Source organism: Catellatospora sp. NPDC049111, assembly GCF_040648615.1.
Taxonomy (GTDB): domain Bacteria; phylum Actinomycetota; class Actinomycetes; order Mycobacteriales; family Micromonosporaceae; genus Catellatospora; species Catellatospora aurea.
Genome location: NZ_JBEZEB010000069.1, coordinates 1 through 24,026 on the forward strand (window position 1 = coordinate 1; position 24,026 = coordinate 24,026).

At 72.4% G+C, this 24,026-nt stretch carries 25 protein-coding genes; 10 read left to right on the plus strand and 15 right to left on the minus strand.

The features are described 5' to 3' along the window. Positions 1 to 197: 197 nt before the first annotated feature. Complete coding sequence (locus AB0B66_RS42320; protein ID WP_360541062.1) at positions 198 to 881, plus strand: FAD-dependent oxidoreductase; 684 nt, start codon at positions 198 to 200, stop codon at positions 879 to 881. A 100-nt stretch (positions 882 to 981) separates the two neighbouring features. Here the strand turns inward: AB0B66_RS42320 and AB0B66_RS42325 are convergent, their stop codons facing one another. Next, the gene (locus AB0B66_RS42325; RefSeq protein ID WP_360541064.1) at positions 982 to 1,938 is read right to left on the minus strand and encodes an XRE family transcriptional regulator; all 957 of its coding nucleotides are present in this window, start codon (positions 1,936 to 1,938) and stop codon (positions 982 to 984) included. 12 nt (positions 1,939 to 1,950) lie between these two features. Then, positions 1,951 to 3,441, minus strand: coding sequence for a peptide MFS transporter (locus AB0B66_RS42330; protein ID WP_360541065.1), 1,491 nt, complete (start codon positions 3,439 to 3,441; stop codon positions 1,951 to 1,953). Positions 3,442 to 3,626: 185 nt separating this feature from the next. Here AB0B66_RS42330 and AB0B66_RS42335 point away from each other — a divergent pair, with 185 nt between their 5' ends. Further along, positions 3,627 to 3,965, plus strand: coding sequence for an RNA polymerase-binding protein RbpA (locus AB0B66_RS42335; RefSeq protein WP_360541067.1), 339 nt, complete (start codon positions 3,627 to 3,629; stop codon positions 3,963 to 3,965). 48 nt (positions 3,966 to 4,013) lie between these two features. On the opposite strand, the gene AB0B66_RS42340 is transcribed toward AB0B66_RS42335, so the two are convergent. The 9 genes from AB0B66_RS42340 to AB0B66_RS42380 all read right to left on the minus strand — a co-directional run bounded on the left by AB0B66_RS42340 (position 4,014) and on the right by AB0B66_RS42380 (position 14,181). Continuing rightward, positions 4,014 to 4,529 carry an FxsA family protein gene (locus tag AB0B66_RS42340; protein ID WP_360541069.1) on the minus strand — a complete coding sequence of 172 codons (516 nt, stop codon included), beginning with the start codon at positions 4,527 to 4,529 and terminating at the stop codon, positions 4,014 to 4,016. A gap of 34 nt (positions 4,530 to 4,563) precedes the next feature. Further along, positions 4,564 to 5,349 (minus strand): polyprenol monophosphomannose synthase, encoded by a 786-nt coding sequence (locus AB0B66_RS42345; RefSeq protein WP_360541071.1) that lies wholly within the window; start codon positions 5,347 to 5,349, stop codon positions 4,564 to 4,566. Positions 5,350 to 5,360: 11 nt separating this feature from the next. Further along, entirely contained in the window at positions 5,361 to 6,962 is a 1,602-nt protein-coding gene (gene lnt, locus AB0B66_RS42350) for an apolipoprotein N-acyltransferase (protein ID WP_360541117.1), read from the minus strand. Positions 6,963 to 7,528: 566 nt separating this feature from the next. Next, complete coding sequence (locus AB0B66_RS42355; protein WP_360541073.1) at positions 7,529 to 8,863, minus strand: glutamate mutase L; 1,335 nt, start codon at positions 8,861 to 8,863, stop codon at positions 7,529 to 7,531. Beyond that, complete coding sequence (locus AB0B66_RS42360; protein ID WP_360541075.1) at positions 8,860 to 9,240, minus strand: hotdog domain-containing protein; 381 nt, start codon at positions 9,238 to 9,240, stop codon at positions 8,860 to 8,862. The genes AB0B66_RS42355 and AB0B66_RS42360 overlap by 4 nt, the downstream gene beginning before the upstream one ends. Next, a complete protein-coding gene (locus tag AB0B66_RS42365) occupies positions 9,237 to 9,998 on the minus strand; it encodes an OAM dimerization domain-containing protein (protein ID WP_203694802.1) in 762 nt (253 codons plus the stop codon). Before AB0B66_RS42365 ends, AB0B66_RS42360 begins: the two co-directional genes overlap by 4 nt. Next, positions 9,995 to 11,581 carry a lysine 5,6-aminomutase subunit alpha gene (locus tag AB0B66_RS42370; protein WP_360541077.1) on the minus strand — a complete coding sequence of 529 codons (1,587 nt, stop codon included), beginning with the start codon at positions 11,579 to 11,581 and terminating at the stop codon, positions 9,995 to 9,997. The genes AB0B66_RS42365 and AB0B66_RS42370 overlap by 4 nt, the downstream gene beginning before the upstream one ends. Beyond that, complete coding sequence (locus AB0B66_RS42375) at positions 11,568 to 13,112, minus strand: amidohydrolase family protein (RefSeq protein ID WP_360541079.1); 1,545 nt, start codon at positions 13,110 to 13,112, stop codon at positions 11,568 to 11,570. The genes AB0B66_RS42370 and AB0B66_RS42375 overlap by 14 nt, the downstream gene beginning before the upstream one ends. A 4-nt stretch (positions 13,113 to 13,116) precedes the next feature. Beyond that, positions 13,117 to 14,181, minus strand: a complete 1,065-nt coding sequence (locus AB0B66_RS42380; RefSeq protein WP_360541081.1) for an L-erythro-3,5-diaminohexanoate dehydrogenase — start codon at positions 14,179 to 14,181, stop codon at positions 13,117 to 13,119. Between the two features lie 153 nt (positions 14,182 to 14,334). Between AB0B66_RS42380 and AB0B66_RS42385 the strand changes: the two genes are divergently transcribed. After that, on the plus strand, positions 14,335 to 15,696 hold the full coding sequence (locus AB0B66_RS42385) for a lysine 2,3-aminomutase (protein WP_360541083.1): 1,362 nt from the start codon (positions 14,335 to 14,337) through the stop codon (positions 15,694 to 15,696). A gap of 64 nt (positions 15,697 to 15,760) precedes the next feature. Here the strand turns inward: AB0B66_RS42385 and AB0B66_RS42390 are convergent, their stop codons facing one another. Beyond that, positions 15,761 to 16,621, minus strand: a complete 861-nt coding sequence (locus tag AB0B66_RS42390; protein ID WP_360541085.1) for a methyltransferase domain-containing protein — start codon at positions 16,619 to 16,621, stop codon at positions 15,761 to 15,763. 168 nt (positions 16,622 to 16,789) lie between these two features. Between AB0B66_RS42390 and AB0B66_RS42395 the strand changes: the two genes are divergently transcribed. After that, complete coding sequence (locus AB0B66_RS42395; RefSeq protein ID WP_360541087.1) at positions 16,790 to 17,353, plus strand: histidine phosphatase family protein; 564 nt, start codon at positions 16,790 to 16,792, stop codon at positions 17,351 to 17,353. Between the two features lie 76 nt (positions 17,354 to 17,429). On the opposite strand, the gene AB0B66_RS42400 is transcribed toward AB0B66_RS42395, so the two are convergent. Next, a complete protein-coding gene (locus tag AB0B66_RS42400) occupies positions 17,430 to 18,266 on the minus strand; it encodes an oxidoreductase (RefSeq protein ID WP_360541089.1) in 837 nt (278 codons plus the stop codon). A 157-nt stretch (positions 18,267 to 18,423) separates the two neighbouring features. Between AB0B66_RS42400 and AB0B66_RS42405 the strand changes: the two genes are divergently transcribed. Beyond that, on the plus strand, positions 18,424 to 19,314 hold the full coding sequence (locus AB0B66_RS42405) for a helix-turn-helix transcriptional regulator (protein ID WP_360541091.1): 891 nt from the start codon (positions 18,424 to 18,426) through the stop codon (positions 19,312 to 19,314). Between the two features lie 39 nt (positions 19,315 to 19,353). Here AB0B66_RS42405 and AB0B66_RS42410 read toward each other — a convergent pair whose 3' ends face one another. Next, entirely contained in the window at positions 19,354 to 19,530 is a 177-nt protein-coding gene (locus tag AB0B66_RS42410; RefSeq protein WP_360541092.1) for a hypothetical protein, read from the minus strand. Positions 19,531 to 19,550: 20 nt separating this feature from the next. Continuing rightward, positions 19,551 to 20,171, minus strand: coding sequence for a TetR/AcrR family transcriptional regulator (locus AB0B66_RS42415; protein ID WP_360541094.1), 621 nt, complete (start codon positions 20,169 to 20,171; stop codon positions 19,551 to 19,553). Positions 20,172 to 20,253: 82 nt separating this feature from the next. Between AB0B66_RS42415 and AB0B66_RS42420 the strand changes: the two genes are divergently transcribed. From AB0B66_RS42420 to AB0B66_RS42440, 5 genes are all read left to right on the plus strand, one after another. Further along, the gene (locus AB0B66_RS42420) at positions 20,254 to 20,970 is read left to right on the plus strand and encodes an SDR family oxidoreductase (protein ID WP_360541096.1); all 717 of its coding nucleotides are present in this window, start codon (positions 20,254 to 20,256) and stop codon (positions 20,968 to 20,970) included. A 29-nt stretch (positions 20,971 to 20,999) separates the two neighbouring features. After that, positions 21,000 to 21,239, plus strand: coding sequence for a 4-oxalocrotonate tautomerase family protein (locus tag AB0B66_RS42425; RefSeq protein ID WP_360541098.1), 240 nt, complete (start codon positions 21,000 to 21,002; stop codon positions 21,237 to 21,239). Positions 21,240 to 21,314: 75 nt separating this feature from the next. Beyond that, complete coding sequence (locus AB0B66_RS42430) at positions 21,315 to 22,700, plus strand: ferredoxin reductase family protein (RefSeq protein ID WP_360541100.1); 1,386 nt, start codon at positions 21,315 to 21,317, stop codon at positions 22,698 to 22,700. A 3-nt stretch (positions 22,701 to 22,703) separates the two neighbouring features. Then, a complete protein-coding gene (locus AB0B66_RS42435; protein WP_360541102.1) occupies positions 22,704 to 23,117 on the plus strand; it encodes an FMN-binding protein in 414 nt (137 codons plus the stop codon). A gap of 2 nt (positions 23,118 to 23,119) precedes the next feature. Beyond that, positions 23,120 to 23,905: an FAD:protein FMN transferase gene (locus AB0B66_RS42440; RefSeq protein ID WP_360541104.1), complete on the plus strand. Its 786-nt coding sequence runs from the start codon at positions 23,120 to 23,122 to the stop codon at positions 23,903 to 23,905. The last annotated feature ends 121 nt before the right edge of the window (positions 23,906 to 24,026 follow it).

A 24,026-nucleotide genomic window follows, 5' to 3' on the forward strand; every position in this document is an offset into this window, starting at 1 on the left:
CGGCGCGTGCGCCGTGGTCTCGAACTCGCCTCCCGCGGGCACCGCGAAGAGCTCGCGCCGGGCCCCGAACCTGACCGGGTGGCCATCGTGGCCGCTCGACGGACTTCGCGAATCCGCTGACCCTGTCGGCGTCCGGACCGGTCCACGGCGCGCCCGAGGCACTGGACGCGCTGTCGGCCGCCGCGCACGCGCTGACCGTGGACGCGGACCAGCCGGTCGCCGACGTGATCGCCGCCCATGCCGCCACGCTCGACGGCGCGGGCCGTCGGCTGCTGGCGTACGCCGTGGAGGCCGGGGTGGTCCTGGAATCCGGGCTGGACCCGCAGCTGGCCTCGGCCCGGGGCGCGTTCGGCGAGCCGGGGGTCGGCGAGGGCGACCGCTGGCTGCCCGGCGGCCTGGGCGCGGTCGTGGCCCACCTGGCGGCCGGGCTGGACCTCGCGCTCGACCGTGCGGTGACCGAGGTGCGCCACGACCCGGACGGGGTGACCGTGTCCGGGCGCTGGGGCGCGCTGCGCGCCGACCGAGCCGTGCTCGCGCTGCCCCTGGCGGTGCTCGCGGACCTGGCCGTGAGCCTGCCCGCCGGGCACCGGGCGGCGCTGGCCCGGATCGGCACCGGCCGGGCCGAGAAGGTGCTGCTGCGGTATCCGGAGCGGTTCTGGCCGGTCTCCCCCGGCGGCTACCTGTGGTGGGGTGAGGATACCGCCACCTGGTGCGAGTGGGCCGACCTGACCGGCGGTCTCGGGCAGCCGGTGCTCGCGCTGCTGGCAGCGGGCGACGCCGCGGCCGCCCTGCACCACCGCAGCCGCCCAAACGCCGAGATCGTCGCCCACGCCCACGCCGCCGTCGTCCGGATGGCCGAAACCTTCCCAGACCTGTGCTGAACCGCGCCGGCGGGCCCTGCTGAGCAGTGCCGCGCCCTGGTCTCGGCACGCCGCCGCTGCACCGCCGCGCCTTGCCGACGGCCGGGCTGCGTCCGGACGCTCAGCTGGCCAGCGCGGACGCGGGGCGCTGGGCGAACCATTCGATCTGGGCGCGCAGGTCGCGGGCTTCGGGCACGTCGGTGAACCGGGAGTCGCGCAGAGCGTCGCCGACCCGCGACACCCCGGCCATCACCTCGGCGGTACGCCGGGGCAGGTCCAGGCGCAGCACCGGCCCGAGCGTGTCGCGGGCCGCGGCCGCGTCCCCGGCCCACACCCGGGTCAGCGCCAGCACGCAGCGCGCGCCCGCCTCGTCGCCGAAGGAGCGCTGCTCGGACGGGGCGGCGGCGTACAGGGCAATGGACCGGGTGGCCTCGTGCACGGCGCGTTCGGCCTGGCCGGGCAGGCACGCGTAGGCGTCGGCGGCGTAGTGGTGCTGGCGGGGCGGGGCGAACCAGAAGATCCCGCCGATCGCGTCGAGGTCGTCGTGCACGTGGTGTTCGCGCATGTCGTCGGCGCGCACCAGGGCCAGCCGGGCCGGTTCGGCCGCGCCGAGCCGCGCCAGCGCGCGGGCCTGCGAGCAGGCCAGCCACGAGGTGACCGAGCCGTGCTGCCCGTCGGCGATCCGCGCGCCGCAGTCGGCGAACGCGGCGGCCTCCTGCGGCCGGCCGGCCGAGTACGCCAGCAGGCTCTGCAGCCCCCGGCTCCACGCCCGCAGCCCGTGGTGGCCGATGTTGTCGGCGCACACGTACGCCATCCGGGCCAGCGACATCGCCTGGTGCTCGCGATCGAGGTCGTGGTGGGCCTTGGCGAGCATCCCGGCCACCAGCGCCGCGAGCAGGTACAGGTCGTGGGCGTGGTCGGGTTCGGGGTCGTTCTCCAGCCGGTTGAAGACCCGCTCCTGGACCTCCAGCAGCGGGCCGAACAGCTCCGTCACCGGGTCGCACAGGCACTGCCCGGCCAGCGAAGTGACGTCGTCGCGCAGCTGCTCGACGGTGATGGTGTCGGCAAGGATGGTCATCGGTGTCGCCTCTCAGTGCACGCCGGACATCAGGTCGCCGATCCGGCGGGCGCCGAACCAGAAGCAGACGCCCACGATGATCGCCAGCACGCCGAGACTGCCGTAGTACGCGGCGTCGGACAGCTTGCCGCTCAGCGGCGTCACCCAGGTGTTGAGGGCGTTGCCCGCGGCGGTGGCCAGGAACCACAGGCCCATCACCTGGCTGGCGTAGCGCAGCGGGGCGAGTTTGGTGGTGACGGACAGCCCGACCGGGGACAGCAGCAGCTCGGCGCAGGTCTGGATGAAGTACACCAGCACGATCCACCACGGCGAGATCAGCCCGCGCGCGGCCAGCGCCCCGGCCGTGCCCATCACCAGGAACGACAGTCCGATGCCGAGCAGGGCGAGGGAGAACTTGACCGGGGTGCCGGGCTGTCGGCGGTCCAGCTTGGTCCACATCCACGCGAACACGGGCGCCAGCAGCAGGATCAGCACCGGGTTGACGGACTGGAACCAGGCCGTGGGGATCTCGAAGCTGCCGACCTGCCGGTCGACCTTCTCGTTGGTGAACAGGTTCACCAGGCTGCCGGCCTGGTCGTAGATCATCCAGAACAGGGCCGCGCCGATGAAGATCCATACGTACGCGCTGACCCGGGAACGCTCCTGGTGGGTCAGGGACCGGTCGCGGAACATCATGATGAAGTACAGGGCGGGCACGACCAGCGCCAGGATGGTGAGCGCGTTCTTGACGTGGTCAGCGTTGAAGGTGCCCGCGGCGATGTCGATCGCCAGCAGCACCACGATGACGGCCACCACGATCGCGGAGATCTTCAGGATCTTGTTGCGTTCGTGGGTCAGCAGCGGCTTGTGGGCCTTGAGGCCGACGCCTTCGAGGCGGCGGTAGCCCACCAGGTACTGGATCACGGCGATGGTCATGCCGACCGCGGCGATGCCGAACGCCACGTGCCAGTCGTTGCGGGCGGCGAAGATGCCGGTCAGCAGCGGGGCGACGAACGCGCCCAGGTTGATGCCGAGGTAGAACAGGGTGAAGCCGGCGTCGCGGCGGGACTCGTGCATCTCCGGATGCTTGTCGTAGAGCTCGCCGACCATGGCGGAGATGTTGGGTTTGAGCAGGCCGGTGCCGAGCACGATGAGCACCAGGCCGAGGTAGAACATCGACCGGGCGGAGAAGGCCAGGGAGTAGTGGCCCAGCGCGATGATGATGCCGCCCCACAGCACGCTGCGGCGGGTGCCGAGGATCCGGTCAGCGATCCAGCCGCCGGGCAGGGCCGTGAAGTAGACCATCGAGACGTAGATGGAGTACAGCGAGGCGGCGGCGACGTCGTCCATGCCGAAGCCGCCGTCGGTCAGTTCGGTGGCCAGGAACAGAGTGAGGATGGCCCGCATACCGTAGTAGCTGAACCGCTCCCACATCTCGGTGAGGAACAGCACGACCAGGCCACCGGGGTGCCCGAGCCAGGTTTTGACCGGTTTGCCCGATGCCGGCACCGCCGTGGTGGCCATCGCGTTACCCCCGGATGTGATGTAACCCGCAAAAGTGGTCCAATCGGACGATATCGCGCCGCCTGGGCACACATGAGGAGCTCTCCGGAATCGGCGGCGGCAGCGGCGTGGGTCACGGCAGGGAATCGTCGCGCGTTCCGGGTCGTTGCATCACCCGGAAGCCAATCGACTGCTGAGGAGCTGACATGGGCGATCGGATGCTGCGGGGAAGCCGCCTGGGGGCCGTCAGCTACGAGTCCGAGCGCAACACCGAGCTCGCGCCGCGCCAGATGCGCGAGTTCCAGTGCGCCCAGGGCCACCGCTTCGAGGTGCCGTTCGCGGTCGAAGCCGAAGTGCCCGCCATCTGGGAGTGCAAGTTCGACGGGAGCGTGGCGCGCCTGGTCGACGGCACCGAGCCGGAGGAGAAGAAGGTCAAGCCTCCGCGTACGCACTGGGACATGCTGCTGGAGCGGCGTTCCATGACCGAGCTGGACGACATCCTCAACGAGCGCCTGGCCGACGTGCGCACCAGACGCGGCCGCTGAGCCACACGAGAAAGCCCGCCCCGATCTCCGGGGCGGGCTTTCTCGTGTTCAGTCGACGATCTCGCCCTCGATGACCTCACTCGGTCCGGGGCGGCCGGCCGTGGGCGGCTGTTGCGCCTGCGGCTGGTGGTGCGGATCGTGCGGGGTGCTGACCCGGACCCGCCTGGGCCCGAACACGCTGTTGGCGGCCGACGCCGGGATGCGCTTCTCGGTCGCGGCGCGCACCCGCCCGCGGGCCAGTCGGCGCACCGGCGGGATCAGCAGCAGCAGCCCGACGGCCGCGGTCAGCAGGCCCGGAATGACCAGCAGCAGGGCGGCGATCAGCCCCACCACGCCGTCGACGGCCTGGTCGCCGCGGGTCTGCCCGGCCAGGCGCGCCTCGCGCAGCCGTCGCCAAGCCGACAGCCCCTCCCGGCGCAGCAGCACCACGCCCAGCAGCATCAGGCCGATCGCGAGCAGCAGGGTCAGCCCCAGGCCGAGCACCCGGCTCACGCCCCAGAAGACGGCGAACTCCACCACGCCGAGCAGCAGCACGGCCAGCGGCACCCACCGCAGCTTGCGCATCCGGTCACCTCCAGCCGGTCAAGCCGGCACGGGGTCACGGCCAGCGGTCACTCGGCTTGAACATACGCCGCACCGAGTCGCGGCGGGACTGCGCACCCCACACCGTGACCTTCCACAGCGCCTCCTTGATGATGGAGCCGCTCATCTTGGACACGCCGTGCTCGCGCTCGGCGAACGTGATCGGCACCTCCACGATGCGGAAGCCGTGCCGGTGGGTGCGGTGGGTCAGCTCGACCTGGAAGCTGTAGCCGCGCGAGGTCACCGTCTCGACGTCGATCTTGCGCAGGACGGGCAGCCGGTAGGCGCGGTAGCCGCCGGTGGCGTCCTTGACGCCCATGCCCATCACGATGCGGGTGTAGAAGTTCGCCCCGCGCGACAGGATGAGCCGCCGCACCGGCCAGTTGATCACCTTGCCGCCGCGCACCCAGCGTGACCCGATGACCGCGTCCGCGCCGCGCAGCGCGTCCAGCAGCCGGGGCAGTTCCTCGGGCGCGTGCGAGCCGTCGGCGTCCATCTCGACGACGGCGTCGTAGCCGTGCTCATGGGCCCAGTCGAAGCCCGCGATGTACGCCGCGCCCAGGCCCTGCTTGCCGGGCCGGTGCAGGACCTTCACGTGGTCGTCGGCGGCGGCCATCTCGTCGGCGATAGCTCCGGTGCCGTCGGGGCTGTTGTCGTCGGCGATGAGGATGTCGACGTCCGGCGTGGCCTGGCGCACCCGGGGCACGATGAGGCGCACGTTCTCCGACTCGTTGTACGTCGGGATGATCACCAGGACCCGGCCCACGCCGGGGTAGCCGATCTCCGCCTCGTTGCCGCTCACCGGGGCCTCCACTATGCCGCTGCCGTCTGTCCAGTCTCCTCCACCGGCGCGGTCCGGCGCCTGCGCGCCACGCCCGCCGCGACCAGCAGCGCGAGGGCCGCGGCCGTCAGCAGGTACTCCGGCCACGCCCCGAGCCGCGTCGCCGGCGTGGTGCCGGAGCCGAGGCGCAGGTCACGCACGATCACCGCGTCGGTATTGAAACCAGTAGCATCATGCACATTTCCGTCGGCAGTTACAAATCCGGACACACCGACAGTTGAGGCCATGAGGCTGTCGCGGCCGTGCTCGACGGCCCGCAGCCGCACCATGGCCATCTGCTGCATCGCCTCGGACTCGTCGAACGTGGCGTTGTTGGTCTGCACCGCGAGCAGCTGCGCCCCGGCGAGCACGGTGTCGCGTACGACGTCGTCGTAGGCGACCTCGAAGCAGATGACGTCGCCGACCTTCGCGGGGCCCAGGGTGAGCACGCCGGGCGCGGTGCCGGCGACGAAGTCGGTGCGCAGCAGCTTGGCCTGGTTGGTGATGGCCTGCGCGATCGGTTCGACGATCGGGCGCAGCGGCAGATACTCGGCGAACGGCACCGGGTGCTGCTTGAGGTACATCTGCTGCGGCTGCGTGCCGGGCGCGAGGTCGGTCGGCCAGACGATGCCCGCGTTGCGGGACTCGCCCTCACCCGGCCCGGACAGCACGGCCCCGACCAGGATCGGCGCGCCAATCGCCTGCGCGGCGGTGTTGATCGCGCCGGCGGCGCTCGGGTTGCGCAGGGGGTCTATGTCGGAGGCGTTCTCCGGCCACACGACCAGGTCGGGCTGCTTGGCCTGCCCGGTGCGGACCTTCTCGGCCAGGGCGACGGTCGCGGCGACATGGTTGTTGAGCACGGCCTGGCGCTGGGCGTTGAAGTCCAGGCCCAGGCGCGGCACGTTGCCCTGCACGACCGCGACGCTCACCACCGGCCCGGCCGGGGTCGTGCCGGGCAGGACCAGCCCGACCAGCATGACCGCGAGCGCCCCGCCGGTCGCGGCCGCGGCGCGCGTCCAGGCCCGTGCGGCGATCAGTTCCCCTATGGCGTACGCCAGCAGCCCGCCGGCCGCCGCGACGGCGAACGTCACCAGCGGCGCGCCCCCGTACCCGGCCAGCGCCAGCGTCGGCGCATCAGCCTGGCTGAACGCGAGCCGCCCCCACGGGAACCCACCGAACGGCGCCCTGTCCCGCAGCGCCTCCTGCGCGACCCACAACAGCGCGATGCCCACCGGCCACACCCACGGCCGCTTCCCGGCGAGCCCGCTGATCCACGCCAGCGCCAGCCCGAGCAGCCCGAGATACGTCGCCTGGAACAGCGTGAGCAGGACCCACGGCGTGTACCCGACGTGCATGTTCGTCCACGCCAGCAGCGGCCCGAAGAACACCGCCCCGGCCACCAGCCCGAGCCCGAACCCGGCCCGCAGCCGCCGCCCCTTCACCGCCACGGCCAGCAGCGCCACCCCGACCGGAGCGGTCCACCACAGCCCGTACAACGGAAACGCCACCAGCAGCGCCACCCCGGCAAGAACCGCCAGCACCAGCCCGACGGCCAGCCGCAACGGCCCACGCCCCACGGCCCGTCCACCGGCCACACCGTCCGGGCCGGTCTGGCCGTCCGCCGGAGCGAGGGTCTGCACAGTCACCACGTCACCAATCTTTCGCCGCCGCGCGCGCACATCTCCCACCCACGCCAAGATCGCCGCCCGGGTGCCGCTGCAAGGCTACACATCCCTCCCCCACCACCCGACACCCTTCCGCCTCTCGCCCCCAAGATCACGACGATCTTGCGCGAATGGCCCCGTCCGCGTCCGAAATAGGCGTGTCGACCGGTACACCCACGCAAGATCGTCGCGATCTTGGGTGGGGTGGGGCGGGAAAAGGCCGGGGCGCGGTCGAGAAGACCGCGCCCCGCACTCCCAACTCCTACGGCGGCACCAGCCGACCTTCGGGCCGATCGGCTTCCGGCGCCTGAACCGGGGGGCCGATCGTTTTCTACTGATCGGTGCTGCCGCCTGCCGTGCCAGGTCGCCGGACGGCGACGCCCGCCGGGGAACGGCGGCAGGCACGGTGGAGGACCTCACGACGGTACCGGCGCGGCCGCGCACGGTCAATTTCACGATGTGGTCACCGACCGTGACGAGCACCGCAGTTCAGGACATCAGCCCAGCTCAGCGGCCAGTAGCGCGGCGGCGGCGTCCGGATGTTCCACCGACAGGAGTCCCGCCGCGGCCAGAATGTAGGACGCGTCGACAACCGTGCGGGCCGCCCTCGGCAGCGCCCATCCGCCCGCGGTGTCGCCCAGGCCCGCGCCGAGCACCGCTTCGGCGACCTGCGGCGGGCTGTGCCGCAGCACCCCGCCGGAGCCGATGACGGTGCGCACCGCCCGCAGGTCCCGCCCGCCACGGCGCGGCCCGCCCGCCACGACGGCCTCCCCGCGAGCGTGGCGGCGTAGCGCGACCATGACGGCCAGTTCGGCCAGCCGCCGGTCCGCGGCCTTCTCGGCACCGTCGTCGGCGACGTACCCCGGGTGCTCGGCGCGGGCGGTCGCGGCGAGTTCCAGAGCGGATGCCTCATCCGGCCCGATGATCTTCTCCAGGGTCGCGGCGGCCACCACGCCGGGCGCGGACCAGCGCATACCCAGGTCGCCCTCGACGGTCCGCGCCGCCCACAGCACCCCTGCGACCTCGTCGCGCACCCCGGCGAGCTGCTCGGCGTCCGGGGTCAGCACCGAGTACACGTCGGTCGTCGCCCCGCCGATGTCCACGACCAGCAGGTCCTCGGCGCTGCGGGCCGCGAGCAGCTCCACGCCCGACAGCACCGCGTCCGGCGTCGCCGCCTTCACCAGCGAGGCGAACCGCGGCCCCCGAGACAGCTTCTTGCCGCCGATGACGTGCTGCAGGAACACCTGCCGGATCGCCGCACGGGCCGGACCGGGGTCGAGGACCCCGATCGCGGGCAGTACGTTGTCGACCGCGACGACCGGCACCCCCGCCCCGGCCAGCAGGTCCGCGAGCTGCCGGCGGCAGTCGGCGTTGCCGGCCAGCACGGTCGGCACCCGCCACCGGGCGTTGGCGAGCCGGGTCGCGTTGTGAGTGATCGTCTCGGTGTCGCCGCCGTCGGTCCCGCCGACCAGCAGCACCACGTCCGGCCGGGCGGCGCGCAGTTCGGCAAGCCCGGCCCGGTCGAGGCGGCCCGCGGCGACGTGCACGACCCGCGACCCGGCCGACAGGCCGACCCGGTGCCCGGCCTGCGCTGTCACCAGGCGCTCGTAGCCGACGACGGCCAGCCGCAGGCCGCCGCCGGCCGACGAGCACACCAGCAGCCCGTCCGGGTCTCGACCCGTCGCGGCCACGGCCGCGTCGAGGCCGTGCAGGACGTCGGTGCCGACGGTGGTGCGGTGCGAGCCGGTCGCGACGAGTTCACCGCTGCCGGTGTCGACCAGGGCCGCCTTGGTGAACGTCGACCCGACGTCGACACAGCAGAGCAGGCTCACTTGGCGGGGACCACCACGGTCCCGGTCGCGGTCACCGCGACGACGGGCGGGTCCAGGACCTCGGCGGCAGACTCCGACCGGTCCGGGCGGCCCCGGCACACGACGCGCGCCTCGAAGTCGATGGTGCGGCTGCGGGTGCCCATCCGGGCCACCGTCGCGACGACCTCCAGCACGTCACCGGCCCGCATCGGGGCCTTGAACTGCACGTCGGAGTACGACGCGAACAGGCCCTCGTCGCCGTCGAGCTGGATGCACACCTCGGTCGCGACGTCCCCGAACGCCGCCAGGGCGTACGCCCCGTCGACGAGGTTGCCCGCGTAGTGCGCGTGGCTGTACGGCACGTACTTCCGATGGGTGACGGTGTATCCCACGCTCATGCTGCGACTGCCTTCTTCCGCTCGGCCTTGTTGGTGATCAGCGCGTGGACCAGGTAGCTGGCGACCTCGCGCGGGGTGGTGCCCCGGCCGAAGATCCGGTCGACGCCGAGTTCGTCGGTCATCAGCTCGTCGAAGCGCGGTCCGCCGACGATCAGCAGCGGCCGCTTGTCGGCGGGCAGCGCCTCGCGGAACGCCGCTGACATCTCCCGGGTGTTGTGCAGGTGCGCGTCGCGCTGCGTGACGACCTGCGAGACCAGGACCGCGTCGGCCTTCTCCGCCTTCGCGGCCGCCACCAGCTCGGGCACCGTGATCTGCGCGCCCATGTTGACGACCTTCAGCTCCCGGTAGTACTCCAGGCCCTTCTCGCCGGCGATGCCCTTGAGGTTGAGGATCGCGTCGATGCCGACGGTGTGCGCGTCGGTGCCGATGCACGCCCCGACCACCGACAGCTTGCGGCGCATCTTCTGCTTGACGACCGTGTTGACCTCTTTGGCGGTCAGCAGCGGGAAGTCGCGCTCGACGACCTGGACCTTGTCGAGTTCGACCAGGTGCCGGACGCTGCCGTAGACGACGAAGAAGGTGAACCCGTCGCCCATCTGCTTGGCGTGCACCAGCATCGCCGGCTCCAGGCCCATCTTCGCCGCGAGCTGCAGCGCCGCGCCTTCGGCCTTCTTGTCGTGCGGCAGCGGCAGGGTGAAGCTGACCTGGGTCATGCCGTCGCCGGTGGTGTCGCCGTACGGGCGGACGACCGTCTTCACTGCTCCTCCTTGGCGGGGGTCTCCAGGATCTCGGTGGCCGGGTTGTAGTAGCCGTCGTCGTGCTCGGCGACGCCGTCCAGGCCCTTGCCCCGGTCCGCGGGCCGCTTCATGATCCCGAACGTGCCGTCGGCGATCGCGTTGAGCAGGGTGTCGTCCTCGATCTTCTCGAGCAGGTCGATGGCCTCGTCGAGGACCTGGTGGGCGCGGCGCTGGATGAAACCGTCGGGGGCGGGCACGAAGTCCTCGTGCAGGTTGCCGGCCGCGCCGAGCACGTACCGCACGTTCTGCAGCGCGATGTCGCGGTCGGACAGCCACGGGGTGACGACGGCCTCGGTCATCATGCCGACGAGCAGGATGCCCTGCCCGGTCAGCGCGCCGACCAGGTTGAAGAACCCGTCGAGCAGGTTGCCGCGGAACACGTCGCCGGTCATGTGCTTGGTCGGCGGCATCCACTTGAGCGGCGCGTCCGGGAACAGCTCCCGCGCCAGCAGCGCGTGGGCCAGTTCGAGCCGGAACGACTCGGGCAGGTCCGGGTTGATCTCGAACGCGTGCCCGAGGCCGAGCTGCCAGTCCGCGAGGCCCGCCTCGTGCGCGAAGTACTCGTTGAGCAGCTGCGACACGGTGACGGTGTGCGCGGCCTCGACCGCGTCGGCGGTGGTGAGGTAGTTGTCCTCACCGGTGTTGATGATGATCCCGGCGCGGGCGTGGATCTGGCGGGAGAAGCGCTGGTCCACGAACGTGCGGATCGGGTTGATGTCGCGGAACAGGATGCCGTACATCGAGTCGTTGAGCATCATGTCGAGGCGCTGCAGCCCGGCCAGGGTCGCGATCTCGGGCATGCACAGGCCGGACGCGTAGTTGGTCAGGCGGACGTAGCGGCCCAGCTCCTTGCTGGACTCGTCCAGGGCGGCCCGCATCAGGCGGAAGTTCTCCTGGGTGGCGTACGTGCCCGCGAAACCCTCCCGGGTCGCGCCCTCGGGCACGTAGTCCAGCAGCGACTGGCCCGTGGACCGGATCACCGCGATGACGTCCGCGCCCGCGCGGGCCGCGGCCTGCGCCTGCGGGATGTCCTCGTAGATGTCGCCGGTCGCCACGATCAGGTAGATCCAGGGCCGCTGCTTCGGGTCGCCGTACCGCTTGATCATCTTGTCGCGGTCGGCGCGGTTGCGGTCGATCTGCTTGATGCCCGCGGCGATCTGGCGGCGCGACGCCTTCTTCGCGGCGGTGACGGCCTTGCCGGTGGGCAGGTCGAAGCGCACCGAACCGGACGCCGCCTTCTGCGCCAGCAGCGTCAGCTCGGCCGCGGTCGCCTCCAGGCCGTGCTCGGCGAGGGCGTGGAACACCGGCAGCGCCACGCCGTGACCGAGGCCGACGTCGTTGCGCACCGCGTCGACCAGGCGGTTCACCCACGGGATGCCGTCCGGGTCGGCGCCGGTCACCCCGGCCAGCCGCAGGACGGCCCGCTCCACAGACACCGTCGTGTGCGACCGCGCCATGTCCACCACCGGCCGCCCGGCCTTGGCGGCCAGCGCCCGTGCCCGGTGCACCAGCGCCGGGTCAAGACCGAGTTTATTGCTGCTCATAGATCGTTTCTCCACGCAGTACCGTACGGACACAGACCGGCAGCTCGTCGTGCTGCTCAAGGCTGGGAAGGGTGCCGGACAAGCCGGCCGGGGTGCGCCACACCGCGAACGTCGCGGGTGCGCCGGGCACGAGCACGCCCTCGGCGTCGCGGTGCACGGCGCGCCAGCCGCCCCGGGTGTGCGCCGCGAACGCCGACTTCGCGCTCATCCGCTGATGGGTGTTGAAGTGCTGCATCGCCGCGCGGACGCTGCCCCACGGGTCCAGCGGCGTCACCGGGCTGTCCGACCCGAACGCCAGCGCGACACCCGTGTTGTGCATCTGCCCCATCGGGTTCGACGCGAGGCTGCGCGCCACGCCGAGGCGCTGGGCGTACATCTGGTGCTCGCCGCCCCACAGGCGGTCGAACGCGGGCTGCATCGACGCGACGATGCCGTACTCCACGAACGCGGCGATCAGCCGCTTGTCCATGATCTCCGCGTGCTCGACGCGGTGCCGGGCGTCGCGCAGCGCGTCGGTGCCGAGGACCTCGTCGGCGGCCGCGAACCCGGCCACCACCGTCGAGATCGCCGCGTCGCCGATGGCGTGGAAGCCGCCCTGCATGCCGTGCCGGTGGCAGTCGAGCAGGTGATCGCGCACCTGCTCGGCGGTCACGTAGCCGTGGCCGCAGCCGCGCTCGCCGTCGAGGTAGTCCTCGCCCAGGTGCGCGGTCCGCGAACCGAGCGCCCCGTCGGCGTACAGGTCGCCGCCCGCGCCGACCGCGCCCAGCTCCCGGGCCTTGGCCGCGCCCATCAGCTCGCCCCAGAACCCGTACACCTCCGGCAGCCCCTGCCCTGACAGGCGCAGCAGCTCGGTGAAGTCGTCCTCACTGGACGTGCCCGGCCCGCCGCACTCGTGCACCGCCGCGATGCCCAGCGACGCGGCATGGCGCAGCATCCGCATCTGCGCGTCCCGCCGCTGCACGATGGTGATCTGCCCGAACGCCGCCGCCCGCACCACGTGGTGCGCGTCGCGGCGCACCCACCCCGACGGGTCGTAGCCGGGGGCGTCGGCGGCCAGGGCCAGCAGGTCCGAGGAGACCAGCGCCGAGTGGATCGACGCCTGCGACAGGTACACGCTGCGCCCGCCCGCGGCCCGGTCCAGCTCGGCCGCGGTCGGCGGGGTCTGCGACGCACCCCACGTGCTCTCGTCGAAGCCGTGCCCCAGCACGACGGCCTCGGGGCCCAGCCCGGACGCGAATTCGGCCACCGCCTTGAGCAGCTCGGCGGCGGCACGCACCGACGACAGGTCCAGCCCGGCCAGGGCCAGGCCGGTGTCCGTGGCGTGCACGTGCGCGTCGACGAACGCGGGCGTGACCAGGGCCCCGCCCAGGTCCACCCGCAGGTCGGCGGTGGGGGCGTCGGCCAGCGGCCCGAGCCAGACGATGTGCTGGCCGCGGGTCAGCAGCGCGGTGGCGCCGGGGTCGGCGGGGCTGCGGACGACGGCGTTGTGCCAGAGCGTCGTGCGCTCGGCCGGCAAGGCGGAGATCTGCATGGGCTCAGTCTGCCGTGCCGGACGTGGCCCGAGAGGCCTCGTGGTGCAGACGGGACTCGAACATCGCCCGCACCGCCGGCGCCTGCCGCAGCAGATCCAGCGCGTACGCCGCGTGCCCGGGCACGTAACCGTTGCCGACCAGCATCGTCACGTCCGCGGCAAGACCCTCCGCGCCCAGCGCGGCGGCGGCGAAACTCGTCGCCATCGAGAAGAAGATCACGGTGCCGCCGTCGGCGGTCGACAGGATCGCCCCGTGCTCGCAGCCCGGCACGTCCACGCAGACCACGGTCACGTCCGCGGCCCGCCCGCCCAGGGCCGCCTCGACCGCCTCGGCGAGCGCGACCGGGTTGCGGGCGTCGGCCAGCGCCACCACGTCGGCCAGGCCCGCGTCCGCCAGCATCGTGCGCTCGCGCTCGACCGGGACGACGCCGACCGTCCGGCTCGCGCCCGCGGCCCTGGCGGCGGCCAGCGACAGCGAGCCGCTCTTGCCCGCGCCGCCGATCACGGCCACGGTCGGGTCGTCGTACTGCGCCACCACCCGGGCGGTCAGCGCCGGTGCGCCGCACACGTCCATCACGGCCAGGGCCAGCTCCGGGTCCAGGTCGGCGGGCAGCACCGCGGCGATCGAGCGCGCGAACAGGATCGCGTTGCCCTCGCAGGGCACCTGCTCGCTGCCGCCGTCCCAGTGCTTGAGGCCGTCGCTGATCGACAGCGGCGTCAGGGTGAGCGAGACCAGGGTGGCGACCTTGTCGCCGACCTCGAGGCCGAGCGGGGACTGCGGGCCGACCGCCTCGACGGTGCCGATCAGCATGCCGCCGGAGCCGGTGACCGGGTTCTGCATCTTGCCCCGGGCGCCGATGATCTCCAGGACCTCACCGCGGACCGCCGCGCCGTCGCCCGCGTGCTTCGTCGACAACTGGCGGAAGCTCGCCGCGTCCAGGTTGAGCCGCTCGACGGCGATCCGCACCTCGTCTGCCCCGATCTCAGGCGAATTGTCCAGGCGAAGTGCCGCCTGGGGCAATACCCCGCTCGGTTCCAGGACCCGGTGCAGGCCGATCGGTGACGTCATTGTCCGGTTCTCCTAAAAAGTGAAGTCCACCCGCGAGATCAAAACCAAAATTGCGGTTAGATTTGATGCGTGCGGGAAATTCTACGGCAGACTAGTTGGTACGCCGGAGAACTTCCAGTATGGTCAACGGCGACCGCAAAGGAGAGGCCACCGATGAACGCTGGGCAACCCTACGAGTACCGACGCGTAGAGCTGATCGAGCCGGACTGGACCCGGTTTCCGGGCTGGCGCGATGTCACGGCTGCGCAGTGGGAGTCCGCGCAGTGGCAGCGCGTCAACTGCATCAAGAACATCAAGCAGCTGCGCGCCGTGCTCGGCGACACCGTCGACGAGCGCTTCTACGCCGACCTCGAGGCCGACCAGAAGGCTCTGGCCACGATGTCGATGCTGGTCCCCCCGCAGATGATCAACACCATGGCGCGGGAGGAGCTGACCACCGAGGCGTTCTACGCCGACCCGGTGCGCCGCTACATGATCCCGGTCGCCTCCGACCGGCTCACCGAGTGGGCCAGCCACCCGCACGCCAGCCGCGACAGCCTGCACGAGCACGACATGTGGGTCGCCGAGGGCCTCACCCACCGCTACCCCACCAAGGTGCTCGCCGAGCTGCTGTCCACCTGCCCGCAGTACTGCGGCCACTGCACCCGGATGGACCTGGTCGGCAACTCCACCCCCGCGGTCGAGAAGCTCAAGCTCACCCTCAAGCCCGTCGACCGCTACGACGCGCACATCGCCTACCTCAAGGCCCACCCGGGCGTGCGTGACGTCGTCGTCTCCGGCGGCGACGTGGCCAACGTGCCGTGGAAGAACCTCGAGTCGTACCTGATGCGCCTGCTGGAGATCGACACGATCCGCGACATCCGGCTGGCCACCAAGGCGCTGATGGGCCTGCCCCAGCACTGGCTGCAGCCCGAGGTCGTCGAGGGCCTGGAGCGGGTCGCCCGCACCGCCCGCCGGCGCGGCGTCAACCTGGCGATCCACACCCACGTCAACCACGCCAACTCGATCACCCCGACCGTGGCCCGCGCCGCGAAGACGGCCCTCGAGGTCGGCGTACGCGACGTGCGCAACCAGGGCGTGCTCATGCGCGGCGTCAACGCCACGTCGCCCGACCTGCTCGACCTGTGCTTCGCGCTGCAGGGTGAGGCGAACATCCTGCCGTACTACTTCTACATGTGCGACATGATCCCCAACGCCGAGCACTGGCGGGTCTCCGTCGGCCACGCCCAGGCCCTGCAGCACGACATCATGGGCTACCTGCCCGGCTACGCGACCCCGCGCATCGTCTGCGACGTCCCGTTCGTCGGCAAGCGCTGGGTGCACATGGTCACCGAGTACGACCGCGAGAACGGCATCTCGTACTGGACCAAGAACTACCGCACCTCGATCGAGGCCGACCAGAACGTCGACGTGCTGTCCCAGCGCTACGCCTACTACGACCCGATCGACACCCTGCCCGAGTCCGGACAGAAGTGGTGGCGCAAGCAGCTCGACGAGCAGCTCGCGCAGGCCTGACCCGTCCCGCACGTCCGGGCCCCGCCCGAGCCGCCCACGCGGCTCACGGCGGGGCCTTCGCCGTTCACGCCGGGACCGTGCCCGCGACCACCCACACCGTCAGCGCCACCAGGAAGTCCTCCCGCTCGTCGGCGTCGCGCACCGCGTCCAGCCAGCGGTCCACCATCGCCGTGGTGTCGCCGTCCTCCTCCCCCACGATGTGCAGCAGCAGGTCACGGTCGAAGTACGGCACCACGTGCTGCGCCTCGGCCGGGTCGGTGAAGCACATCGTCATCGGGTGGCACTCCAGCTCGTACACCCCCAGCCGGCGCAGCCGGTTGCGCAGCGTGCGGCCCATCGTCGGATTGCACATCACGCTGTGGTGCCGCAGCCGCCACATCATCGGCGTCAGCACCTCCGCGGGCAGCCCGTCGAAGACCAGCGACTCCCAGTCGGTGTCGATCAGGCAGATCCGCCCCTGCGGCCGGGTCACCCGGACCAGCTCCGCGATCACCGCCTCGGCCTGCGGCAGGTGCTGCAGCGTACGCTCGCACCGCACCGCGTCGAAGACGCCGTCCGGGTAGTCCAGCCTGGTCATGCACCCGGTGACGAAGCGGACCTCGCCGGCGTCGGGGTGGGTCTGGCGCCAGCGCTCGTAGCGGTGCGCGGCCAGCGACAGCATGCTGCGCGAGTTGTCCACGCCGTCGACCCGGCCGTCCACGCCGACCAGCAGCGCCAGCACGCACGCCTCCTCGCCCAGCCCGCACCCGCCGTCGAGCACGTGGTGGCCCGGTTTGACGTGCATGGTCTCGGCGGCCCGCGCCCGGATCTCGGTGATCGCCCGGTAGCCGGCCGCCTTGTCGAGGTACGCCACGAGCCGTGCCTGCATCTGCGGCGGGCTCTGATCGACCCGCGCGTAGTGCGGCATGAGCGGCGCGTCCGTCATACCTCAATTCTGTGAGCCCGGCAGCCTCCGCAGGCGAATCCACCAAGATCAACCTTTAGGCGGCACCGCCGCCAGGACGCCGGGTGGCAGGCTCACCGGTCGAAACCGCCCGTCCGGGTGGCGACCACCGCTAACGTGTCCTCAGGAACACGAGCGGGGAGGATCGGCATGCGAGAGATCGTGCTGCTCCGGCACGGGCAGACCGAGTGGAGCGCGGCCGGCCGCCACACCTCCTTCACGGACCTGTCGCTCACCCCCGAGGGGGAACGCCAGGCGGGCCAGCTCGCCGGACGGCTGGCCGGACGGGCCTTCGCCGCGGTGCTGTGCAGCCCGCTCCAGCGCGCCGTACGCACCGCCGCGCTGGCCGGTCTGGAGATCACCGCCACCGACGACGACCTGCTGGAATGGAACTACGGCGCGTACGAGGGCCGCACCACGCTGGAGATCCGCCAGGAGCGCCCCGAGTGGACCCTGTGGCAGTACGGCTGCCCCGGCGGCGAGACGGCTGCCCAGGTCGGGGCGCGCTGCGACCGGGTCCTGGAACGTGCCCGGACGATGCTGGCCAGCGGCGACGTCGCCCTCGTCGGGCACGGCCACCTGCTGCGTGCCCTCACCGCCCGCTGGCTGGGCCTGCCCGCGCAGGACGGCGCGCTGTTCCGCCTGGAGACGGCCACGCTCAGCGTGCTCGGCTTCGAGCGCGAGCAGCCGGTGCTGCTGCGCTGGAACAGCTGAGACACCGCTCACCCGACGCCGGGCGTCCGGTCGGGACGGCGCGGCCTGGCCGCGTCCCGACCGGACGCCCTGGGTCTCACACCGCGGCGAAGTCGGTCGTCAGCGAGATCTCGCGCCAGGTGTCGAGCTCGGCGCGGGCCGACCTGAGCTTCGCCTCGATGTCGGTGACCGCGGCCGCGCCCAGCGCCAGCCGGGCGGGCATCGCCTCGGCGTCCACCACGGCGAGGATCGCCGTCGCCGCCTTGACCGGGTCGCCGTCCTGGGCGTGGTTGGTGCCGTCGGCCCAAGCGCGCATCGCGCCGGCGCTGTCGCCGTACCCGGTGATCTCCTTCGCGGTGCGGTGCAGCGAGCTCGGGTCGAGGAAGTCGGTGCGGAACGGGCCGGGCTCGACGGCGATGGCCTGGATGCCGTACGGGCCGACCTCGAACCGCAGCGACTCCGTGATCGCCTCCACGGCGAACTTCGTCGCGCAGTAGACGCCCCAGCCGGGCCAGGACACGAACCCGCCGACCGAACTCATGTTGACGATGCGCCCCGAACCCTGGGCGCGCATCACGGGCAGCACCGCCCGGGTGACCGCGAGCAGCCCGAACACGTTCGTGTCGAATACCGCCCGGACCTCGGCGTCGGCGGCCTCCTCGATCGCGCCGAGCAGGCCTCGGCCCGCGTTGTTGACCAGCACGTCGATGCCGCCGAACCGGGCCTTCGCCGCCTCGACCGCCTGGTGTGCCTGCTGCTCGTCGGTCACGTCGAGCGCGACGGCGAGCAGCCGGTCCGCGTACCCGGGCAGGGCCTTCTCGACGGCCTGCGGGTCGCGGGCGGTCGCCACGACGTCGTCACCGCGTTCGAGGGCCTGCTTGGCGATCTCCAGGCCGAAGCCGCGGGACGCGCCGGTGATGAACCATGTGGTCACGGAATTGCCTTTCGCAGTGGGCCCTGCGGCCCGGTGGTCGCCTTCGACTCTGCGCGGACCCGCCGACGGGGGCCAGGCAGCCGGCCTCCCCGGGTCGGGCGTTCCTGGGACCGGCAGTACCAGGCACTGGCGGCGGCCCGCGCCGATAATGGCGGGTATGAACAGCCCGGAGCCCGCCGACCTCACGCTGGGCGACTTCCTGCGCGCCTGCCGGGCGCGGGTGCGTCCCGAGGACGTGGGCCTGCCCGGCGGCGGCCGTCCGCGGCGGGTGCCGGGACTGCGGCGCGAGGAGCTCGCGCTGCTGGCCCATGTGAGCGTCGACTACCTGGTCCGGCTCGAGCAGGGCCGCGCCACCCGGGTGTCCGCCGAGGTGCTGCAGGCCCTGTCGGACGGGCTGCGGCTGCGACCGGACGAGCACGAGTACCTGATGCGGGTGGCGCGGCCGCCGCGCCCGGCCGCCCGCCCGGCGGCGCAGCGGGTGCGCCCGCAGACCCGGCAGCTGCTCGACAGCCTGGACGAGTTCCCGGCGCTGCTACTCGGCCGCCGCATGGACGTGCTCGCCTGGAACCCGCTCGGGGCGGCGCTGCTGACCGACTTCGGCGCGCTGCCCGCAGGTCGGCGCAACCTCGTCCGGCTGGCCTTCACCGACCCCACCTGGCGCACCCTGTACGCCGACTGGGCCACCGCCGCCCGCGAATGCGTGGCCTACCTGCGAATGGATGCCGCGCGCTGGCCGGACGACCCCTCACTGACCGCGCTCGTCGAGGAGCTGTCCGCCAAGGACGACGACTTCCGGCGCTGGTGGCGCGACCACCGGGTGCGGGCGCGCGCGTTCGGGCGCAAGGCGTTCCGGCATCCCGTGGCCGGGCCGATGGAGCTGGACTTCCAGGCGCTGGGTGTCGGCGACGATCCGGACCAGACCCTGTTCGTGTACACCGCCGAAGCGGACTCGCCCTCGCAGGAAGCGCTGCGTTTCCTCGCCGCCTGGTCGGCGGGTCCGCACCGGCCGGCACAGGCCCGGCTGCGGGGCGACAGCCCTCCCGGCTGACCTGGCGGCGGCTCGGTCACCGCCCGCTACCGGTGCCGCTCACCTGCGCAGGGCGTCGTCCGGGTCGGCGCCGACGGCGGACAGCACGCCGCTGAAGAAGCGGCGGATGCACACGGCCAGCACGACCTGCAGGATGTCCGCGTCGGTCAGGCCGAATCCGCGCAGCGGGGCGGCGTCCTGCTCGGTGATCGTGGTCGGGTCCGCAGTGTCCCCCATCCGTCAGCAGACGGGGACGGTCAGGCTCGCGCGGGCAGCGCGTCGGCCGGCGCCTGCAGCAGGCCGAGGCTGTTCTGCCAGAGCGTGCCGAGCTGGCCGGGGTCGTCGAGCAGCTTGGCCAGCAGCACCCGTCCCTCGATCTGGGCGACGATCGAGCGCGCCGCGTCGCGGGTGTCGACGGCCGGACCGGCCTGCCCGGCGTCCTTGGCCTCGACGACCACCTTCTCGATCATGTCGATCTGGGCCTCGAAGATCTCCTGCAGCCGGTCGCGGATCTCCGGGACCTGGTTGCTGAGCTCGGCGGCGAGGTTGCCGAAAAGGCAGCCGACGACCAGGCCGGCCTGCTGCCGACCGACCCGCTGGAAGTCCTCGGTGGCCGCGAACAGGTCGCCCAGCCGCTCCAGCGGGGACCGCCCGCTGCCGAGCAGTTCGCTCCACTGCTGCCGTTGAGCGGCCCAGTGCTCGTCGATGACGGTGAGCGCGAGCGCCTGCTTGGAGGCGAAGAAGTGGTAGAAGCTGCCCTTCGGCACCCCGGCGGCGGCGCAGATCTCGGCGACGCCCAGCGCGGAGTAGCCCCGCTGCTCGATCAGCGTCCTGGCCGCTTCGAGGATCTTGTTCCGCGCGTCACTCGTCCTGCCCATGGCGTTGACGATACACGACCAGTCGTCTAGCTTTTAGTAGACCGGTCGTCTAGTGGCCGCGAAACAGCAAAGGAAAAGGCACATGAGCACCGAGAACACGCAGAAGGTCGCCGTCATCACCGGCGCCTCCCAGGGCATCGGCGCGGGCCTCGTCGAGGGCTACCGCAAGCTCGGCTACGGCGTCGTGGCCGTCTCCCGCACCATCCCCGCCTCCGCCGATCCGGACGTCGTGACCGTGCAGGGCGACATCGCCGACGCCGACACCGCCGAGCGGGTGACCCGGGCCGCGCTGGACCGCTTCGGCCGCATCGACACCCTGGTCAACAATGCCGGCATCTTCATCGCCAAGCCGTTCACCGACTACACCGCCGACGACTTCGCGCAGGTCACCGCCATCAACGTCGGCGGATTCTTCCACCTCACGCAACGGGTGCTGCCGCACCTGCTCGCCGTCGGCGGCGGCCACATCGTCAGCATCACCACCGCCCTGGTGGACCAGGCCGACAAGAACGTGCCGTCGGTGCTCGCCTCGCTGACCAAGGGTGGCATCAACTCCGCCACCAAGTCGCTGGCCATCGAGTACGCCTCGCGCGGCGTGCGGGTCAACGCGGTCGCCCCGGGCATCATCAAGACCCCGATGCACCCGGTCGAGTACCACGAGACGTACGCCGGGCTGCACCCCGTCGGCCGGATGGGCGAGACGAGCGACATCGTCGGCGCGGTCCTCTACCTGGAGTCCGCTCCCTTCGTCACCGGCGAGATCCTGCACGTCGACGGCGGACAGAACGCCGGCCACTGACCCGCCCGAAGCATCCGGAAGGACCGATCATGCCCATCGTCAACATCCAGATCACCCGTGAGGGCAGCACACCGGGCACGACGGCGGCGACCGCCGAGCAGAAGGCGGCGCTCATCGCCGGGGTCAGCCAACTGCTGCTGGATGTGCTGGACAAGCCACTGGACTCGACGTTCGTCGTCATCGACGAGGTCGAACTGGAGAACTGGGGCCGCGGCGGCCTGTCCGTCCCGCAGTACCGCGAGCAGCAGCGCGCGGGCGGCGGCGAGTAGGCCGCGGCTGCGCAGGGGCGCGTGGATTCCGGGTGACACCGGGAACTGCGCGCCCCTTTCGCGACTCGCCGTGACGTGACCCCTGACCGATTCCCCCTCCCCCGGCCCCGCGACGGGGTGCTCGGGCGCGCCGTCACCGCCGCCCTGGCCTGCGCCACCGTGCTGGTGGTCGTGGCCCTGTGGGTGTCCGCCGGCGGCCCGGCCGCGCTGGGCGCCGACGGCACCGGCCTGGTGACCGCGGCCCGCCTGGCCGGGCTGGTCGCCGCCGACCTGCTCCTGCTGCAGGTCCTCGCGATGGCGCGGATGCCCTGGGTGGAGCGCGCCTGGGGCCAGGACCGGCTGGCCCGGATCCACCGCCTGCTCGGCTTCACCTCGTTCTGGCTGATGGCGGCACACGTGGCGCTGGTCGTGGCCGGGTATGCCGCGCCCACCGGCACCGGCGCGCTCGCCCAGCTGGCCGACCTGGTCGTGCGCTACCCGGGCATGCTGCTCGCGGCGGCGGGCACGGCGCTGCTGGCGCTGGTCGTGGTGCTGTCGGTGCGGGCGGCGCGGCGGCGGGTGCGCTACGAGAACTGGCACCTGCTGCACCTGTACGCGTACCTCGGGGTGGGCCTGGCCGTGCCGCACCAGCTGTGGAACGGCGCGCACTTCGTCACCTCCGCCACCGCCTCGGCGTACTGGTGGACGCTGTGGGGTGCGGCCGCCGCCGCGCTGGCCGTGTTCAGGATCGGGCGGCCGCTGTGGCTGTCGCGCCGGCATCGGCTCACCGTCGCCGAGGTGCGCCACGAGGCGTCGGACGTGTACTCGGTGTACCTGTCGGGGCGGTCGCTGGAACGGCTGGCGGCCCGGCCCGGGCAGTTCCTGACCTGGCGGCTGCGCACCGGGCACGGCTGGAGCCGGGCGCACCCGTTCTCGCTGTCCGAAGCGCCGCGCGCCGACCGGCTGCGGTTCACCTTCCGGGCCGCGGGCGACGACGGCGCGCGGCTGGCCGGGGCCGCGCCGGGCACGGCGGTGCTGATCGAAGGCCCGTTCGGCACCCTCACCGAGGGCCGCCGCCGCGGCGAGCGGGTGCTGCTGATGGCCGCCGGCATCGGCATCACGCCGATGCGGGCCCTGCTCGAAGGCATGCGGTACGCCGACAGCGAGCTGACCCTGATCTACCGCGCCCGCAGCGCCGACGAGCTGGTGCTGCGCGACGAGATCGACGCCATCGCGGCCGAGCGCGGCGCACAGGTGATCTACCTGCCCGGGCCGCCGCCGTCCGGGCGTGCCTCGTGGCTGACCGCCGAGCTGGCCGAGCGCTACGCCGACCACGAGGCGCTCACCGAGCTGGTCCCGGAGCTGGCCGTGCGGGACGTGTTCCTGTGCGGTCCCCCGCCCTGGATGGCGGCGGTTCGCGCCGCGCTGCGGGCCGCCGGGGTGCCCGCGCGGCAGATTCACGACGAGCGGTTCGGGTGGTGAGCGATGCGTAAGATCACGTTCTTCCTGCTGGCGACTCTCGCGGGCCTGGTCGGACTGTTCAGCTACCGCACCAGCTTCGGCGAAGCGGTGCCGCGGTCCGCCGACGGGGCGACGCCGGCGCCCGGGCTGATCGTCGGCGATCGGCTGGTCGACGGTGACGCGGTGGTCACCGACTACGGCACGGTGCAGGTGCGGGTCGCCTTCGCGGGCGGGCGCATCATCGACGTGGTGATCGTGCAGAAGCACACGGTGCACGAGCACTCGCTGGTGCTGAACGAATTCGCCCTGCCGCGGCTGCGCGAGCAGGTGCTCGCCGTCCAGTCGGCCGACGTGGACACGGTCACCGGCGCGACCGCCACCAGCCGGGCGTACCTGGACTCGCTGCAGTCGGCGATCGACCGGGCGCACACCCGGTGAGCATGCTCGCGCCACCGCGCCGGGCCTGGGTCGAGCAGATCATGGGGATGCCGGTCAGCCTGCACCTACGCGGCCCCGGCCTGGACTCGGCACCGGTGCGGCGCACCGTCGACGCCGTGTTCGCGCTGCTGCGCGAGGCCGACGAGGTGTTCAGCACGTACCGGGCGGACAGTGAGGTGAGCCGGGTCAACCGGGGCGAGCTCGCGGTGGCGGACGCGCATCCGTGGGTGGCGGAGGTCGCGACGCTGTGCGGCGAGGCCCGCGAGCGCACCGGCGGGTGGTTCGACACGTGGCTGCCCGGTCCCGACGGCGCGCACCGGTGGGACCCGTCCGGTCTGGTCAAGGGCTGGGCGGTGGAGCGGGCGGCGAGACTGCCATGGCACGACTTCTGCCTCAACGCCGGGGGCGACGTGGTCGTGTCGACGGCACCGGGGAATCCGCGGTGGCGGGTGGGGGTGGAGGACCCGCTGTCGCCGTCACGGCTGGTCGAGGTGGTGACCCTGACGGCGGGCGCGGCGGCCACCTCGGGCACCGCCCGGCGGGGCACGCACATCGTCGACCCGCACCGCGGCGTGCCGACGGCCGAGGTGGCGGGAGTGACCGTCGTGGGGCCGTCGTTGCGCTGGGCCGATGTATACGCCACCGCAGCCGCCGCCAAGGGGGTATCCGGATTGGACCTGCTGACGAGCACCGGTTACGAAGGACTGCTGATCGGCCGGGACGGGCTGGTCCGCGTGACGGGCGGGTTCCGTCACTTCCGGACCTCAGGTCCCGTCATCGACCCTTGATCACTAACGGCGCCTTGACAACGCTCCCGGCACACTTCGCGCGGGTGCGGGCCGAACGCCGGTTCCGCATGGCCAGGCTGGCCCCCGACATCCGCCGGCGGACCGGGCGTTAACGGCCCGC

Bases quoted from the DNA above. Each gene is read 5' to 3' on its own strand.
- AB0B66_RS42385 (WP_360541083.1), top strand. From the start codon at position 14,335: ATGAACGCTGGGCAACCCTACGAGTACCGACGCGTAGAGCTGATCGAG.
- AB0B66_RS42440 (WP_360541104.1), top strand. From the start codon at position 23,120: ATGCTCGCGCCACCGCGCCGGGCCTGGGTCGAGCAGATCATGGGGATG.
- AB0B66_RS42410 (WP_360541092.1), bottom strand. From the start codon at position 19,530: ATGGGGGACACTGCGGACCCGACCACGATCACCGAGCAGGACGCCGCC.
- AB0B66_RS42395 (WP_360541087.1), top strand. From the start codon at position 16,790: ATGCGAGAGATCGTGCTGCTCCGGCACGGGCAGACCGAGTGGAGCGCG.
- AB0B66_RS42380 (WP_360541081.1), bottom strand. From the start codon at position 14,181: ATGACGTCACCGATCGGCCTGCACCGGGTCCTGGAACCGAGCGGGGTA.
- AB0B66_RS42375 (WP_360541079.1), bottom strand. From the start codon at position 13,112: ATGCAGATCTCCGCCTTGCCGGCCGAGCGCACGACGCTCTGGCACAAC.
- AB0B66_RS42420 (WP_360541096.1), top strand. From the start codon at position 20,254: ATGAGCACCGAGAACACGCAGAAGGTCGCCGTCATCACCGGCGCCTCC.
- AB0B66_RS42390 (WP_360541085.1), bottom strand. From the start codon at position 16,621: ATGACGGACGCGCCGCTCATGCCGCACTACGCGCGGGTCGATCAGAGC.
- AB0B66_RS42335 (WP_360541067.1), top strand. From the start codon at position 3,627: ATGGGCGATCGGATGCTGCGGGGAAGCCGCCTGGGGGCCGTCAGCTAC.
- AB0B66_RS42415 (WP_360541094.1), bottom strand. From the start codon at position 20,171: ATGGGCAGGACGAGTGACGCGCGGAACAAGATCCTCGAAGCGGCCAGG.
- AB0B66_RS42330 (WP_360541065.1), bottom strand. From the start codon at position 3,441: ATGGCCACCACGGCGGTGCCGGCATCGGGCAAACCGGTCAAAACCTGG.
- AB0B66_RS42340 (WP_360541069.1), bottom strand. From the start codon at position 4,529: ATGCGCAAGCTGCGGTGGGTGCCGCTGGCCGTGCTGCTGCTCGGCGTG.
- AB0B66_RS42405 (WP_360541091.1), top strand. From the start codon at position 18,424: ATGAACAGCCCGGAGCCCGCCGACCTCACGCTGGGCGACTTCCTGCGC.
- AB0B66_RS42425 (WP_360541098.1), top strand. From the start codon at position 21,000: ATGCCCATCGTCAACATCCAGATCACCCGTGAGGGCAGCACACCGGGC.
- AB0B66_RS42370 (WP_360541077.1), bottom strand. From the start codon at position 11,581: ATGAGCAGCAATAAACTCGGTCTTGACCCGGCGCTGGTGCACCGGGCA.
- AB0B66_RS42360 (WP_360541075.1), bottom strand. From the start codon at position 9,240: ATGAGCGTGGGATACACCGTCACCCATCGGAAGTACGTGCCGTACAGC.
- AB0B66_RS42325 (WP_360541064.1), bottom strand. From the start codon at position 1,938: ATGACCATCCTTGCCGACACCATCACCGTCGAGCAGCTGCGCGACGAC.
- AB0B66_RS42435 (WP_360541102.1), top strand. From the start codon at position 22,704: ATGCGTAAGATCACGTTCTTCCTGCTGGCGACTCTCGCGGGCCTGGTC.